Here is a 13,320-nt window from a genome sequence, read left to right on the forward strand (position 1 = left end):
GAGGGGTAAGGCGGGTTAGAACCCGCCTTACCCCTCACGACCGGCCGGGGTCACCAGGCGACCGGGAGCTCCACCAGGCCCGTGAAGGACTCCCCGGGGTTGACCGGGATCTCGTCCGCCGCCACCGCGAGGCGCAGGTTCGGCAGGCGCTTCAGCAGCGTGCCGAAGGCGGTTTCCATGATCGCGCGCGCCAGGTCCAGGCCCACGCACTCGTGGGGGCCCGAGCCGTAGCCGAGGTGGTCGCCGGTGTCGGGGCGGTGCCAGTCCAGGACTTCCGGCTGCCCGTAGTGTTGCTCGTCCCGGTTGATCAGGGAGAGCACGAAGAACACGCCGTCGCCCTGGGCGATGGTGGTCCCGTCGACGTCGATGTCGGCCGCGGCGACCCGCTGGATGCCGTCGGTGACCGCCGCGACCCGGCTCAGCTCGTCGACGGCCGCGGGCAGCAGCGCCGGGTCGGCGCGTAGCTCGGCGAGCCGCTCGGGGTGCTGGAGCAGCGCGCTGGCGCCGATCGCGATCGAGCTCGCCGTCGTGTGGTGGCCGCTCACCAGCATGATGAGCAGCAGCTGAAGCACCTCCGCGGCACCACCGTCCCCGACGGCGGTGAGGTAGGCGTCGAGCAGGCTGCCGGCCGGGTGCTGCCCGGCCAGCTTGGCCACGTACGCCACGAGCTCGTCGTAAGCCGTCGCCGCGGCCGGGCCGAACAACTGGCCCGTCTGCTGCTTGAAGTACTCCTGGTCTTCGCGCGGAATGCCCAGCGCCTCGTACAGCGAGAACAGCGCGGCGGGCGACGCGAACGTCGAGACGAGGTCGGCGGGTGCACCATGGGCGACCATCTCGTCCACCTGCCGGTCGGCGACCTCCTGGAGCTTCGGCCGCAGGGCGTCGATCAATCCGGGCGTGAACCCCGCCTCGGCGACTTCCCGCCGGGCGCGGTGTTCCGGATCGTCGACCCCGACGAGCGCGGTGAGCCGGCCGATGACCTTCTTCTGGTCCGCGCCGAAGTTCCGGGCCGCGGCGGCGGCCGCGTTGGCCACCGGCCACGCGGGATCGCTGTGGTCACTCGAAATCCGCGGATCGGCCAGCAGCCGGCGCGCCAGCGCGTACCCGGTGACGGCCCAGGCCTCGCGGCCGTCGTAGAGGCTGATCCGCGAGAGCGGCCGCCGGTCGGCCAGCAGCCGGTAGCCCGGCGCCGGCCGGTAGGGGCAGGTCCGGTTCTGGGGGAAGGCAACGGGTTCGGTCATCAGGCTCTCCTCGGGGAAGGAGCCGCGTCACCGAAACCGGCTCCGCCGGACAACGGTAGGAACGCCCGCCCGGCCGAGGATCCCCCATCCTGATAGGACTTTCCCGCCTGCCGAAGGTCGCGAATGACTCATTGGGGACCTCCGAGGTCGCGAATGAGTCATTCGCGGCACCACGTGCCGCGCCGCCCGGCCGGAAAGAGGAGGGCCTCTTCAGTCCGGCCGGCCGGACTGAAGAGGCCACTCGACTGAGCCGTCGACGGGGGAGATCGGCGGCTCAGGCTTCGACGGCCACGCCGGGTGCGGGCTCGGACGCCGGCGCGGGCTTGGGGCGGCCCGGCAGGAACAAGCACAGCGGCACCGCCAGCGCGGTGAAGCCGATCGACCACCAGAACGTGATGCCGTAGGCGTGGATGAGCTCGTCCGGCGTCTTCGCGCCGGCCGAGGCGTGCTGGAGGATCATCGCCAGGACCGCGATCCCCAGCGAGCCGCCGATCTGCTGGATGATGAGCACCAGGATCGTGGCGTTCGGGATCTGGGCGTGGTCGAGCCCGATGTAGGCGGAGCTGGCGAGCGGGATCGTCGCGACACCCATGCCGAGGCCGCGCACCAGCAGCAGCGCCATCAGCAGCACGTCCGGGGTGCCGGCGGTGACGAACGCGAACGGCACGGTGGTCAGGACCACGGCACCGAACCCGACCAGCGCCACCGTGCGGGGGCCGATCTTGTCGGTGTAGCGGCCGGCGACCCACCGGGACAGCAGCGTGCCGACGCCCTGCGGGATGAGCAGCAGGCCCGCGCCGAGCGCGTTCACGCCCCGGGCCTGCTGCCAGAACAGCGGGAGCAGCAGCATCGCGCCGTACAGCGTCGCGCCGCTCAGGAAGTACAGCACCGACGACGACGCCACCGACCGGTGGCCGAAGAGCCGGACATTCACCAGCGCCCCGGCGCCCCGCGGGAGGGCCCAGACGACGAACCCGGCGATCAGCGCGAGCCCGATCAGGAGCGGGATCAGGACGTCGGGGCTGCCGAAGCCGGCGCCGGTCCGGGACAGGCCGAAGACGACGGCGACCGCACCCGGCGACAGCAGGAGCAGGCCGACGACGTCGAGGCGGCCGCGGTCCCCGCCGGCGGGCCGGTCGGCGGGGAGGTTCCGGTACGCGAGCCAGAGGCCGGCAACGCAGAACGGGATGTTGACCAGGAACAGCAGCCGCCAGTCGCCGGTGGCCAGCAGGAGGCCGCCCAGCACCGGCCCGAGGATCGGGCCGAGCGCGATGGGCAGCGAGATGGTCGCCATCACGCGACCGGTGTTGCGGCCCTGGGCGGCCTGCATGATCAGGGTCATCATCAACGGCATCATCAGGCCGCCGCTGATGCCCTGGACGGCCCGGAACACGATGAGACTGGTGGCGTCCCACGCCACCGCGCACAGCACCGAACCGGTCAGGAAGAGCGCGAGCGAGCCGAGCCACAGCCGCTTCCCGCCGAGCGCCGACTGGGCCCAGCGGACGATCGGGATGGTGGCGAACATGGCCAGCAGGTAGCCGGTGCTCACCCACTGGATCGTGGCGATCGGCGCGTGCAGCTCGCCGGCCAGGTCGTTGATGGCGACGCTGACGATCGTGGTGTCGAACATCGCCGCCAGCGCCCCGACGATGATCGTGAACGCCAGCCGCCACACCGCGGGATCGACGCGGTCGGCCGGCGCGGACTCGCTGGAGGAAGACACGGACACTCCTAAGATACGTCTGTGTTTCTTATTTGGTCATCGTAAGCTGGCGTGAATAAGATGCGCAAGTGTTTCTTGAGGGAGGCCGGCATGGGTGAGCGGCGACGGGGCGCGGTCCTGGAGCAGGCGCTGCTGGACGCGTCCTGGCAGGAGCTGGAAGAGGGCGGCTACGCGCGCTTCACCATGGACGCCGTCGCCGCGCGCGCCGGGACCAGCCGCCCGGTGCTGTACCGCCGCTGGAGCGACCGGTCCGAGCTGCTGCGCGCGACGATCGTCCACGCCCTGCAACGCAATCGCGTCCGCGCGCCCGAGGACACCGGCTCCCTGCGCGGCGACCTGCTGGCCCTGATGTCGGAGATCAGCCGGACCCGGGCCGAGTTCGTCACCATGATGAGCGTCCACCTGGCCGGGTACTTCGAGGAGACCGGCACCGACCCCACGGCTCTGCGCGAGGTCATCGGGCACGACCAGCCGCACGCGCTGGACGTCGTGTACGAGCGCGCCGCGGCCCGGGGCGAAGTCGACCTCTCCCGGCTCTCCGCCCGGGTCAAGGCGTTGCCGTTCACCCTGCTGCAGCTGGAACTGCTCACCACGCTCAAGACCGTGCCCGTCGCGGCCCTCGAAGAAATCCTCGACACGATCGTCCTGCCGCTGCTGGGGACGGACTGACGGCCGTGCGCACCGATTCCACCAGGACTGAGGATGTCCCGGCCCCGGGTGGGCGGGCAGGCTGGGGTGCCGTCACCGGCCGGCCGCGTCCCGCGGCCACCACCGAAGGGAACGTCATGGTCGCAGTTGCCGACACCTGGGGAGCCCCGCAGTCGCTGTTCTGGCTGCACGGGCGAACGCCGGCCGAACCGGTCACCTTCGACCCGGCCACCAAGGTGTGGAACGTCTACGGCCACGCCGACGCGCTGCGGATCCTCAACGAGCCGGCGATCTTCTCCTCCGCGGTCCAGCGCAAGATCCCGATCGACGACCGGGTCAACGAGGGCAACCTGCTGCGCATGGACGGCGTGCCGCACGCCAAGCTCCGCAAGATCGTGAGCCGCGTCTTCACCCCGAAGGTGGTGGCGGGGCTCGAACCGAGGATCACCGAGCTGACGCGGGAACTGCTCGCCGAGGTCGGCGAGCGCGACCGGTTCGAGCTGGTCGAGCAGCTGGCCTACCCGCTGCCGGTGATCGTCATCGCCGAGCTGCTCGGCGTGCCCGCCGAGGACCACCCACTGTTCAAGCAGTGGGTGGACATGATGTTCCGCGGCCGCGAAGAGATCTTCATCGAGGCGGACGGCGACGAGAAGGTCGTCATGGACGGCGCCGAGGAAGTCCTCCGCTACATCGCCGAGCACGTCGCGCAGCGTCGCTCGAACCCCGGCGCCGACCTGCTCTCCAAGCTGGTCGAAGCCGAAGTCGACGGGGAACGCCTCAGCGACGCCGAAGTCGTGAACTTCGGCTTCGTGCTGCTGCTCACCGGGCACATCACCACGACCATGCTGCTGGGCAACGCGGTGCTCTGCCTGGACACGTACCCGGAGTGGCAGGACCGGGTGCGCGCCGACCGGTCTCTGGTGCCGCCGGTGATCGAGGAGTCCCTGCGGCTGCTCCCGCCGTTCGCCGCCGTTTCCCGGCTCACCAACGAAGAAGTCGAGCTGAGCGGACAGCGGATTCCGGCCGACGAGCTGCTGATGGTGTGGCTCGCCGCGGCCAACCGGGACGAAATCGCGTTCCCCGGCCCGGACACGTTCGACCCGTCCCGCGACCCGAACAACCACCTGTCCTTCGGCCGCGGGGTCCACTTCTGCATGGGTGCGCCGCTGGCCCGGCTCGAAGGCCGCGTCGCGCTGAACACCCTGCTGGACCGGTTCCCGCGGCTGAGCACCGATCCGCAGGACCGTCCGGTGTTCAAGACCATCCCGATCATGACCGGCATCGACAAACTCCCGCTGCTGACCGGTTTCGCCGGCTGAGCGCGACCCGCCCGAAGAACTTCTGCTGAGGAGCACAGGTGACGACGAATCCGGCGCCGTTCAAGGTCGGCGAGGCCTACGACAGTTTCGCGGAGCTGCTCGACCGGCTCTGGGGTGACAACCTGCACCACGGGTACTGGGACGACGATTCCGCGACCCTCGAGGACGCCACCACCCGGCTGACCGACAAGCTGGCCGGGCTGCTGACCATCGAGCCGGGCGACCGGCTGCTCGACATCGGTTGCGGCATCGGCGAACCCGCCATCCGGCTGGCCGCGGCGCACGACATCACCGGGGTCGGGATCTCGATCGCGGCGGGGCAGATCGAGCGGGCGAACGCGCGCGCGGCCGCCGCCGGGCTGGCCGGGCGGCTGTCGTTCGAGCTCGCCGACGCGATGCAGCTGCCGTTCCCCGACGAGTCGTTCGACGTCGTCTGGGCCCTGGAATCGCTGCACCACATGCCGGACCGGTGGCACGTGGTCGAGCAGGCGGCCCGGGTGCTGCGGCCGGGCGGCCGGATCGCCATCGGCGACTTCATCCTGCGCGGCGGCGGGAAGACGCCCGACGCGTCCAGTGTGGACCTGGTCGAGATGGGCGCGCTGAAGCTCGTCGGCGTCGACGAGTACCGCTCCCGCCTCGAGGCGGCCGGGCTGGTGCCCGAGCGGGTCGAGGACGTCAGCGACCGCACCCGGCCGTCGTGGGACAAGGCGGCGGAGCGGTTCGAAGCGCTGCGGGAGCCGGCCCTGCAGCACATCGGGTTGCAGCAGTTCGAAACCACGCTCTCGCGGTTCCGCCAGTTCGCGGACGAACCGGCGGTGGGGTACGTCCTGCTGACCGCCCGCAAAGCCTGAGCTTCCCGTTTTCCACCCGGAAGAAAATCGCAACAAGGCAGGAGACGCCAAGACAATGAATGCAGGAAGAGTCGGTCGGACCACACGTGGATCCCTCCGTGCGGTCGGGCTGCTGGCGGTGCTGTTCGCCGCCCTCGTCACCGCGGGTTGCGGTGCCGGCAGCGCGTCCGGCGCGGACGCCCCCAAGACCGACGACCGAGGTGAGATCACCCAGCAGATCTACCGGTTCTACGCCACGATGGAGGACCGGCAGTTCGACAAGCTGAACACGGTGCTCGCCGACGGCGTCGTCGTGAAGACCCCCTTCGGCACCACCACCGGGCGCGACAAGGTCATCGCCCAGACGGCGGAGGCGGCCAAGCAGGAAGACCGCGCCCAGCACGTCGTCACCAACGTCCTGGTGGACGTCAACGGCGACAAGGCCACCGTGCGCGCGTTCGTGGACCAGCTCATCGGCAGCAGCAAGACGCCGCAGGGCAAGATGGGCCCCCAGCCCACGACGACGGTCAGTTCCCTGATGCGCTACGAAGCCACCAAGACGCCGGACGGCTGGCGCCTGTCCCACATCGAGGGCGACGTCCTGTGGGCCGCGCAGGCTCCCGCCGGGCAGTGAACCCGCGGTTCTGAACAGCCGGTGGGGTGAACCACCGACTGGGGGCCCGAACTTCCGATCGGCCGCGGATCGTGTCTCGCGAGAGGCGCGGTCCGCGGCCGGTTCGTTTCCGAAAAGGACACTCCGGACATCTCGCGCGAAACCTCTCCGGTGATCGCGTTTTCCGTTCTCTACCAGGCCAAAGGCGTGCCGAACTACCCACGTGAGTAATGGTTCCGGGGCCCCGGCTGGGCGAATCTTGGCTGAATTCACCTGATCGCCCCTCGGGAGGGGATACATGGATACCAGCAGCGAGACCTGCCCCGTGGACACCGGCAGCACCGGGACCTGCCCCCTCGACATGAACGATCCGGAGCTGCTCCGCGACCCGTTCGGGGGCTACTCGCGGCTGCGCGAGGAAGGCCGCGTCGTGCGGGCCCTGTGGCCCGGCTCGACCACCCCGCTGTGGCTGTTCACCCGCTACGACGACGTCAAGGAAATGCTGGCGGACAAGCGGTTCGCGAACAACCCCGGCAGCGTGCCCGGTGCGGACGTCGAGAAGGTCCACCAGGAGCTGGTCGAGGCGCTCGGGCTCGAAGAGAAGTACATCAAGATCTTCACCAGCAGCCTGCTCGACGCCGACGGCGAGGACCACGTCCGGTTGCGCCGGCTGGTTTCGCGGGCCTTCACCGCGCGGCGCGTCAACGACCTGCGCCCCCGGGTGGAGGAGATCACCGCGCGCCTGCTGGACGACCTGGAGCGGCAGGCGGCCGTGGACGACGAGGACGGCATCGGCGTCGTCGACCTGCTCGAGTACTTCACCTACAAGCTGCCGATCAACGTCATCTGCCAGCTGATCGGCATCCCCGAGCGCTACTGGCCGCAGTGGCGGCAGTGGGGCAAGGACGCGTTCTCGCTCGTCCCCGGCGCGCAGAACGAGCCGATGCGCGGCATGGTCGACCAGATCACCGAACTGGTCGCGCTGCGCCGCGCCGAGCCCGCCGACGACCTGCTGACCGGGCTGATCAACGCGCACGACGACGACGGCGACGGGCTCACCGAGACCGAGCTGATCACCATGGTGCTGACGCTGGTGCTGGCCGGGACCGAGAACACCGCGCAGACGATCGGCAACGGCATGATCGCCCTGCTCACCCACCCCGACCAGCTGGCCGCCCTGCGCGCCGAACCCGAGCTCATGCCGGGGGCGGTGCACGAGCTGCTGCGCTGGTGCGGTGCGCTGCACAGCACGCAGTTCCGGCACGCGGTCGAGGACGTCGAGATCGCCGGCGCGAAGATCAAGCAGGGCGAGAAGACGATGGGCATGCTCGTGGCGGCCAACTACGACCCACGCCACTTCGAGGACCCGATGCGGCTCGACATCCGCCGCCAGACCGACGGCCAGCGCGAACTCCACGTCGGCTTCGGCGCCGGCCTGCACTACTGCCTGGGCGCGCACCTGGCCAAGCAGGAGTTCGAGGTCGCCTTCACCGGCCTGATCAACCGCTTCCCCGACATGGAGCTGACCGGCCCGCCGGAGAACCTCGACCGCGGCAACATGCCCGGCTCGTGGCGGCTCAAGCGCCTGCCCGTCCGCCTGAAGGGCACGCCCCAGGCCTGAGGCAAGGCGAAACCCAGGGGCCGGCGAGCAAGCTCGCCGGCCCTTTCCCGTCGTACCCAGCCGGACGACACGCGTACCCCACCGGACGACACGCGTACCCAGCCGGACGACACGCGTGAACCGGGCCCGGACGCCGTGTCGTCCATCCAGGTACGCGTGTCGTCCGTTCAGGTACGCGTGTCGTCCATCGCGGTACGTCGCGGGCGTGTGTCGCAACGCGCGAAAAGGGGCCGTGCACGGGCGAACCCGTGCACGGCCCCTTCCGGGATGATCAGTTGACGGCGCTGCCGGCGTCCACGAACACGTCGTCACCTTCGACGTGGACCCGGTAGACGTCCACCGGTTCGGTGCCCGGCGGGACGGACGGTTCGCCGGTCCGCAGGTCGAAGCACGCGCCGTGCATCCAGCACTCGATGCCCTTGTCGGTCACCTCGCCCTCCGACAGGCGCTGGAACGCGTGCGAGCACTCGTCCCGCAGGGCGTGCACCTCGTCGCCGTCGCGCACCAGCACGATCGGGACGTCTCCGACCTTCACGGCGAACGGTTTCCGGTCGTCGAGGTCGGACAGCAAGCACACCTTGGTCACATTCGGCGAACGCATGGCCTTCTCCGTTCAGGACTTCGGCGTGGCGAGGCGCACCGGGAGGTCCTTGGTCCGGGTGAAGCCCGGCCGCAGGATCCAGGGGATCTCCGAGCGCGGCACCGCGAGCGTCAGGTCCGGGAACCGGGTGTACAGCCCGCGCAGCGCGACCTCCGCCTCCAGGTAGGCGACGTGCTGGCCGAGGCAGCGGTGGATGCCCTTGCCGAAGCCGAGGTGGCTTTCGCTGCCGACGGCGAGCCGGTCGATCTTCAGCTTCTCCGGCTCCGGGAACTTCCGCGGGTCGCTGTTGGCGGCCATGATCAGCGGCACGACCGGCATCCCGCGCGGGATCACCGTGCCGCCCACCTCGATGTCCTCGGTGGCGAACCGCGGCTGGCCGAACTGGATCGGGCCGAGGCGCTGCAGCTCGCGCACCGCCTGCGGCCACAGCGTCGGGTCCGCCTTCAGCCGCGCGAGCTGGTCCGGGTGCTCGTGCAGGGCCAGCACCGAGTTGCCGATCAGGTACGTCGTTGTCTGGTGGCCGGCGGTGACCAGGCTGAACAGGATGCCGACCAGCTCGTCGTCGGTGGCGATGCCGGGGTTCTTGGCCTGCGCCTCGACGAGCGCGGTGACCATGTCGTCCTTCGGCTCGGCCCGCCGCCGCTCGATCATCGCGCGCGCCGCGACGAGCGTCTTGCGGACCTCCTCGGGCAGCCGCTTGCCGTCCAGGGTGGCCATCGCGTCACTCCACGCGCGCCACTGCGGGCGGTCCTCCGCGTCGACGCCGACCAGCTCGCAGATCACCGTGACCGGCAGCGGGTAGCAGTACGCCTCGACGAGGTCCACCGGCGTGCCGTCGCCGCCGGCCGCCTCCAGCTTGTCGAGCAGCTCGGCGGTGAGGGCCTCGACGCGGGGGCGGAACTTGCCGACCCGGTGCGCGGTGAGCGCGTAGGAGACCAGCTTGCGCAGCCGGGCGTGCTCCTCGCCGTCGGAGGCGTTGATCAGGTTCTTCAGCCAGGGGATCAGATCCTCCGGCATGTCCAAGTGCCGGAAGACGCCGTTGCGGATGTCCTCGGCGGGGGAGTCGGCCAGCGGGTTGCACTGGAACCGCTGGTCCATCAGGACCTGGCGCACGTCTTCGTAGCGGGCGGCCAGGTACATCGGCGGGCCGCCCATGAAGCCGCCGATCTGCAGCGTCGGTGCCTCGCGGACCGCCGCGTGCGCTCCCCACGGGTCGGCGACCACTTCCGGGGAGAACAGGTCGACCGGTTCGGCCGAAGTCTCGGCAGTGGTGGTCATGGTTCTTCCTTTCGTGTTGGATCCGGTAGCGCACAGTCCCTTGTGGACGCCCGCGCGGTCAGTGCGTGGCGACGAACTCCTTGAGCGTGCCGATCACGTACTCGATCATCTCCGTGGTGATCCCCGGGTAGACGCCGATCCAGAACGTCCGCTCGGTGACGATGTCGCTGTTGGTCAGCGGGCCGGCGATGCGCTGCGGCTTGCCGATGTAGGCGGGGTGGCGGGTCAGGTTGCCCGCGAACAGTCGCCGGGTGCGGATGTTGCGCGCCTCGAGGTAGTCGACGACCTCCGGGACGTCGAAGCCCGCGTCCGGTTTCACCGTGATGATGAACCCGAACCAGCTCGGGTCGCTGCCCGGCGTCGCCTCCGGCAGGATCAGCCCGGGCAGGCCGTCGAGGCCTTCGCGCAGCTGGCGCCAGTTCCGCTTGCGGGCCTCGATGAAGTCCGGCAGCTTCGCCAGCTGGCTCAGCCCGAGCGCGGCGTGGATGTCGGTGCTCTTGAGGTTGTAGCCGACCTCGGAGAAGACGTACTTGTGGTCGTAGGCCTCCGGCAGCGTGCCGAGGTGCAGCTCGAACCGCTTCAGGCAGCGGTCGTCCTCGCCGGGCTCGCACCAGCAGTCGCGGCCCCAGTCGCGGAACGACTTCGCCAGCTTGGCCAGCTTGATGTCCGAGGACAGCAGCATGCCGCCCTCACCCATGGTCAGGTGGTGGGCGGGGTAGAAGGACACCGTCGAGAACCGCCCGAAGGTGCCGGTGAGCTGCCCGTTGTACGTGGAGCCGACGGCGTCGCAGTTGTCCTCGATGAGGTGGAGGCTGTGGCGCTTGGCGATCTCGGCGATTTCGGCCACGGGGAACGGGTTTCCCAGCGTGTGCGCGATCATGATGGCGCGCGTGCGCGGTGAGATCGCGGCCTCGACCCGCTCGGCCGTCGTGTTGTACGTCCCCAGCTCGATGTCGACGAACACCGGGATCATGCCGTTCTGCAGGATCGGGTTCACCGTGGTCGGGAAGCCGGCCGCGACCGTGACGACCTCGTCGCCCGGCTTGAGCTGCTCGTCGCCCAGCGTCGGCGAGGTCAGCGTGCTCAGCGCCAGCAGGTTCGCCGACGAGCCGGAGTTCGTCAGCACCGCCTTGCGCCGCTTGAGTTTCCGGGCGAAGGAGGACTCGAACTTCGTCGCGATGGTGCCGGAGGCGATGCGCAGGTCGAGCGCGGCGGCCACCAGGGCTTCGCGGTCGGCGGCGTCGAGCACGGCCCCGGACGACAGGATCGGTGTCTGCCCCGGGATGAACGGCGCCGGCCCGGAGGTCTGGGCGTCGTGGTAGTCGCGGACCTGCGCCAGCAGGTCCGATCGGGCTGAGTCGACCATGTCGTATCGATTCCCTACGGACGAGTGCGGGTTGTCGCGGACCTTGCGCTCAAGTCACGCTAGAAGCGCTGCGATCGGGCGACATCCCCCAACGTGGTAGGGCCGTGCCGGGCGGGCGGCGGAGACTACCCGCGTTGGTGATGGCCCCGGACGGCGGCGTGGGCAAGCTGGAGCCGACCACGAGCCAGCCCTGGGAGGACGATCTTGTGAAGGTTCTTAATCTCGCCGGGGTCGCCCCGTCGACCGTGTTCAGCCACGTCCCGCTCGCGAACGCGCTGCGCAACGCCGGGCACCAGGTCATGACGACCGCGTCGGTCGACGAAATGCTCGACACGATCACCGGCGTCGGGCTGTCCGCCGTGCGCACCACCGCCGAAGGCGTGTCCCCGCGGCAGATCATCGCCGAGAGCGGCCTGACGCACGTGCCCGCGGACCCCCGGGAACGCGAGATCATGGCGGGCCGCTGGTACGCGCACATGGAGTACGTGACCCTCGACGCGCTCCTGGCGTTCAGCAAGGACTGGCGCCCGGACGTCATCATCAGCGGCATCACCTCCTACGCCGGCCCCCTGCTGGCCGCCCACCTCGGCGTGCCGTACGTGCGGCACGCCTGGGACATCCACAGCCCGCAGCTGATGGACTCGGGCGCCGTGGAGCAGCTGCGCGACCAGCTGACCGAGCTCGGCCTGACCGGCCTGCCCGAGCCCGCCATGACGATCGAGATCGCACCGCCGAGCCTGCTGCCGGCGGAAGCCGCTTCGGCACAGTCGATGCGGTGGATCCCGGGCAACTCGCAGGCCGTGGTGGAACCGTGGATGTACACCAAGGGCGCCGGCACCCGGATCGGCGTCACCGTCGGCACCGGGGTCGCGAGCTACCACCAGTACGACTTCCTGCAGGGCATCGTCGAGCAGATCGCCACGCTGGACGCCGAGGTCGTCGTCGCGGTGACCGAGGACGCCCTGCCGGAACTGCGCGAGCGGCTGAAGAACGTGCGGGCGGGCTGGATCCCGCTGGACGTCGTCGCGCCGACGTGTGACGTCCTGGTGCACCAGACCGGCGGCAGCACCATGATGACGGGCCTGGCCCACGGCGTGCCCCAGGTGCTCATCCCGGACCCCAACCAGTACCGCGCCTGCGACATGGCCCGCCGGCTCGCCGAAACCGGCGCCGCGGCCGTGCTGACGCCGGACGAAGCCACGTCCGCGGTCATCGCGAAGACGTGCGGCGAGCTGGTCGCCGACCCGTCCTACGCCGCGGCCGCGCGCGGGCTCGCCGAAGAGATCGCCGCCCTGCCGTCGCCGCACGAAGTGGCGCTGCGCATCGAGCGGCTCGTCCGGGAAGCGTCCTGACCGGAGATGGGCAGCGTCACGACCCGCAGCATGACCGTCCGGCCGCTCGCCATCGACGGCGCACACCTCGTCTCGTCCAAGTCCTTCGGTGACGGGCGCGGCGACTTCTTCGAGGTCTACCGCGAAGACGTGTTGACCGAGGCGCTCGGCTACCGGCCGCGGTTCCTGCAGACCAACGTCTCGACGTCGTGCCGCAACGTCGTCCGCGGCGTGCACGGGGCGATGACCCCGCCCGGCCTGGCCAAGTTCGTGACGTGCCTGCGGGGTTCGCTCCTCGACTTCGTCGTCGACGTGCGGACGGGCTCGCCGACGTACGGCCAGTGGGACATGATCGTGCTCAACGCCCACGGCGGCACGGCGGTGTACGTGGAGGAGGGCCTCGGCCACGCGTTCGTGGCCCTCGAGGACGACACGTGCGTCCAGTACCTGCTGTCCGACCTCTACCGGCCGGCGGAGGTGCTCACCGTGCAGCCCCTCGACCCCGAGATCGGCCTGCCGCTGAACCTGCCGGGCGAGCCGATCCTGTCCGAGCGCGACGCGGCCGCGCCGACCCTGCGGGAGGCCGGCGAGCTGGGCCTGCTGCCGCGGTACGACGAGTGCCTGGCCCTGCGGGCCGCCCGCGTCCGGCTGACCGAGGCCGCGGCCGCTTCCTGATTCCCCGCAACGCGAAAAGGCCCCGGGACCGCGGTCCCGGGGCCTTTTGCCGTGCTCAGCTCAGCTGGGTC

Annotated in this window: 12 protein-coding genes; 7 read left to right on the forward strand and 5 right to left on the reverse strand. The window is 70.3% G+C overall.

The genetic code is table 11. From position 1 onward, the window contains the following. Positions 1–50: 50 nt before the first annotated feature. Both ACWDN5_RS43145 and ACWDN5_RS43150 read right to left on the reverse strand, forming a co-directional pair. The gene (locus ACWDN5_RS43145; protein ID WP_449680343.1) at positions 51–1,241 is read right to left on the reverse strand and encodes a cytochrome P450; all 1,191 of its coding nucleotides are present in this window, start codon (positions 1,239–1,241) and stop codon (positions 51–53) included. A gap of 274 nt (positions 1,242–1,515) precedes the next feature. Next, positions 1,516–2,967 (reverse strand): MDR family MFS transporter, encoded by a 1,452-nt coding sequence (locus ACWDN5_RS43150; protein WP_449680344.1) that lies wholly within the window; start codon positions 2,965–2,967, stop codon positions 1,516–1,518. Between the two features lie 90 nt (positions 2,968–3,057). Here ACWDN5_RS43150 and ACWDN5_RS43155 point away from each other — a divergent pair, with 90 nt between their 5' ends. From ACWDN5_RS43155 to ACWDN5_RS43175, 5 genes are all read left to right on the forward strand, one after another. Then, on the forward strand, positions 3,058–3,636 hold the full coding sequence (locus ACWDN5_RS43155; RefSeq protein ID WP_449680345.1) for a TetR/AcrR family transcriptional regulator: 579 nt from the start codon (positions 3,058–3,060) through the stop codon (positions 3,634–3,636). 116 nt (positions 3,637–3,752) lie between these two features. After that, positions 3,753–4,934 (forward strand): cytochrome P450, encoded by a 1,182-nt coding sequence (locus ACWDN5_RS43160; RefSeq protein ID WP_449680346.1) that lies wholly within the window; start codon positions 3,753–3,755, stop codon positions 4,932–4,934. Between the two features lie 38 nt (positions 4,935–4,972). Continuing rightward, entirely contained in the window at positions 4,973–5,785 is an 813-nt protein-coding gene (locus tag ACWDN5_RS43165; protein ID WP_310967752.1) for an SAM-dependent methyltransferase, read from the forward strand. Between the two features lie 118 nt (positions 5,786–5,903). Continuing rightward, complete coding sequence (locus tag ACWDN5_RS43170) at positions 5,904–6,398, forward strand: nuclear transport factor 2 family protein (RefSeq protein ID WP_310967751.1); 495 nt, start codon at positions 5,904–5,906, stop codon at positions 6,396–6,398. A 277-nt stretch (positions 6,399–6,675) separates the two neighbouring features. Beyond that, positions 6,676–7,998: a cytochrome P450 family protein gene (locus ACWDN5_RS43175; RefSeq protein WP_310967749.1), complete on the forward strand. Its 1,323-nt coding sequence runs from the start codon at positions 6,676–6,678 to the stop codon at positions 7,996–7,998. Positions 7,999–8,269: 271 nt separating this feature from the next. On the opposite strand, the gene ACWDN5_RS43180 is transcribed toward ACWDN5_RS43175, so the two are convergent. From ACWDN5_RS43180 to rfbH, 3 genes are read right to left on the reverse strand one after another with little or no spacing between them, the layout of a single operon-like run. Then, a complete protein-coding gene (locus tag ACWDN5_RS43180; protein WP_449680347.1) occupies positions 8,270–8,599 on the reverse strand; it encodes a non-heme iron oxygenase ferredoxin subunit in 330 nt (109 codons plus the stop codon). A gap of 12 nt (positions 8,600–8,611) precedes the next feature. Next, entirely contained in the window at positions 8,612–9,877 is a 1,266-nt protein-coding gene (locus ACWDN5_RS43185) for a cytochrome P450 family protein (protein WP_449680348.1), read from the reverse strand. Between the two features lie 58 nt (positions 9,878–9,935). Continuing rightward, positions 9,936–11,243 (reverse strand): lipopolysaccharide biosynthesis protein RfbH, encoded by a 1,308-nt coding sequence (rfbH, locus tag ACWDN5_RS43190; protein WP_449680349.1) that lies wholly within the window; start codon positions 11,241–11,243, stop codon positions 9,936–9,938. A gap of 140 nt (positions 11,244–11,383) precedes the next feature. Between rfbH and ACWDN5_RS43195 the strand changes: the two genes are divergently transcribed. Together ACWDN5_RS43195 and ACWDN5_RS43200 are read left to right on the forward strand one after the other, a co-directional pair. Continuing rightward, positions 11,384–12,595: a glycosyltransferase gene (locus ACWDN5_RS43195; RefSeq protein ID WP_449680350.1), complete on the forward strand. Its 1,212-nt coding sequence runs from the start codon at positions 11,384–11,386 to the stop codon at positions 12,593–12,595. Positions 12,596–12,625: 30 nt separating this feature from the next. After that, positions 12,626–13,249, forward strand: a complete 624-nt coding sequence (locus tag ACWDN5_RS43200; protein WP_310967743.1) for a dTDP-4-dehydrorhamnose 3,5-epimerase family protein — start codon at positions 12,626–12,628, stop codon at positions 13,247–13,249. The last annotated feature ends 71 nt before the right edge of the window (positions 13,250–13,320 follow it).

It is taken from the genome of Amycolatopsis sp. NPDC003731, from assembly GCF_053586895.1.